This is a genomic window from Pandoraea sp. NPDC090278, from assembly GCF_044772185.1.
Lineage (GTDB): Bacteria > Pseudomonadota > Gammaproteobacteria > Burkholderiales > Burkholderiaceae > Pandoraea.
Genome location: NZ_JBIVYJ010000039.1, coordinates 1 through 2,085 on the forward strand (window position 1 = coordinate 1; position 2,085 = coordinate 2,085).

Annotated in this window: 2 protein-coding genes; both read right to left on the reverse strand. The window is 57.3% G+C overall.

Annotation, left to right across the window (positions count from 1 at the left end):
- Positions 1–71: 71 nt before the first annotated feature.
- The gene (gene istB / locus ACIQWO_RS27455) at positions 72–869 is read right to left on the reverse strand and encodes an IS21-like element helper ATPase IstB (RefSeq protein WP_402830862.1); all 798 of its coding nucleotides are present in this window, start codon (positions 867–869) and stop codon (positions 72–74) included.
- Positions 862–2,085 (reverse strand): IS21 family transposase (gene istA, locus ACIQWO_RS27460; protein WP_402830863.1); only part of this gene is annotated, 1,224 nt, incomplete at its 5' end. The genes istB and istA, both read right to left, overlap by 8 nt.

The window sequence follows — 2,085 nt, forward strand, 5'->3', positions numbered from 1 at the left end:
TGTTGATTTTCACCAAATGTTGACCCGGGGTTTTCATCGAAATTTAACCCACCCAAAACAGCGTAGTACATCTACTTCTGTGTGGATAAGTCGTCGGTTTCCGTGCCCTTGGGGGCCTTTTTCCGCGATACCCGAGACTTTGCCGAACTGGTCTTGAAACGCCAGGACTCATTGCCCGTTTCTACGATGTGGCAGTGATGCGTCACCCGGTCGAGCAGCGCAGTTGTCATCTTTGCGTCCCCGAATACGCTGGCCCATTCGCTAAAGCTCAGGTTCGTCGTTATTGCCACGCTGGTGTGCTCGTACAGTTTCGAGAGCAGGTGAAATAGCAGCGCGCCGCCCGTCTGGCTGAATGGCAAGTAGCCCAGCTCGTCGAGGATCACCATATCCACGTACATCAGCTTGTGCGCTATTTGGCCTTGCTTCCCCATAGCCTTCTCTTGCTCCAGTGCGTTCGTCAGTTCCACTGTCGAGAAGTACCTAACTCTCTTGCCCTGGCGCTGCACCGCTTCGATGCCTATGGCAGTGGCCAGATGCGTCTTCCCGGTACCGGGTCCGCCGATAAAAACGACGTTGTGTGCGCTGGAGAGAAACGCAAGGTCATGTAGTTCTCGCACCAGCACTTCGTCCACGTGCGCTTGGCCGAAATCGAATCCGGTGAGATCTCGATGTGCCGGGAAACGAGCTGCAGTCATTTGATAGGCAATGGATCGGACCTGCCGCTCGGCCGTCTCGGCCATCAGTAGTTGCTTCATGAAACGCTGCGGATCAAACTCCGTGTGCCTGGATTGCGCGAGTAACTCTGGCCAATTGCTTGCCATGCCGTGCAACTTCAAACCTTTGAGCTGAGCAGTGATGTCATTAGACATGGCGATTCTCCGGAGCATTGGGCCGCAGTCGCTCATAGCGATCGACATCCGCTGAGGGCTCTTCGGTCAGTTTCAAATTGGTCGGGGTGGGCAGTAGCGGCCCGACCGGCGTTTTGAGTCGACTCAGTACATTGAGGACATGCTCTGCACTTGGCCGACCGGACTCCAGGGACATTTTTACGGCAGTCAGTACGGCGTCTAAACCATGGTCACGCACTGCCGCCAGCACTTGAGTCATGACCCGGTCGCCACCAGGATGCTTGAGCAAGTAGTGCTGTAGGCGCTGTAGCGGCACCGGCATCGTCGCAAACGGGGCTCCGTTGCGCAGTGCACCGGGTTTGCGCTCCACCAGGTCGATGTAGTGGCGCCAATCGTAAAAGGTGAGGTATCGATCAAAGCTACGCTCATGTCGAGCGACTTCCTGTCCCTCGTAAACGATGCTCAGATATGTCGGGTAACTGCGCACGCTAACGACCTGATTGCTCAGACTCGACGGCACACTGTAGCGATTGCGTTGAAAGTGAACCAGACTCGTTGAGCAGGCGCGTAGCGTCTGCTCAACATATCCATCAAAGGGCTTGGGGTTGGGCATCAACTTCGTGCGCTCATCTTGCAACGCATCTGCGATGGTGAGCTCAGGCCACTGCGGGTGTTTGCCTTGCCACGCGCATAGGCATTGGTCAGCCACCCACTCGTTGAGCGTCGCCAAAGTTTCCCATCGACGCTCGGCAGCTTCGTGCCAAATCTGTCGCCGCCGATCTTGCGCGTTCTTCTCGACGATCCCTTTCTCCCAACCGGCAGCACGATTGCAGAATTCGGGCTCAAAGAGGTCGTGGCCACACATCGCTTCGAAGCGCGCGTTGATCGCTCGCTCTTTGCCTCGGCCGACCTTGTCGAGCGCCGTCTTCATGTTGTCGTAGATGCCTCGACGAGGCACGCCGCCAAATGCCGCAAAAGCTCGCGCGTGTGCGTCGAACAGCATCTCGTGGCTCTGCGTGGGATAAGCGACTAACCAGAAAGCGCGACTGGCGTTGAGTTTGACGTGGGCGACCTCGAGCCGCCGGCGCAAGCCTCCCACGAAGGCATACTCGCAGCTCCAGTCAAACTGGAAGGCCTCTCCGGGATCGAATGCCAACGGCACATAAGCTTTGGTGCGCGGTGCCTGAGATTGCGCCTCGTGCCAGTGCCGTACGAATGCGCTCACTCGCGCGTAGCT

What these genes read in the sequence shown, in the direction of transcription:
- istB (WP_402830862.1), bottom strand. Translation starts at nt 869, where the DNA reads ATGTCTAATGACATCACTGCTCAGCTCAAAGGTTTGAAGTTGCACGGC.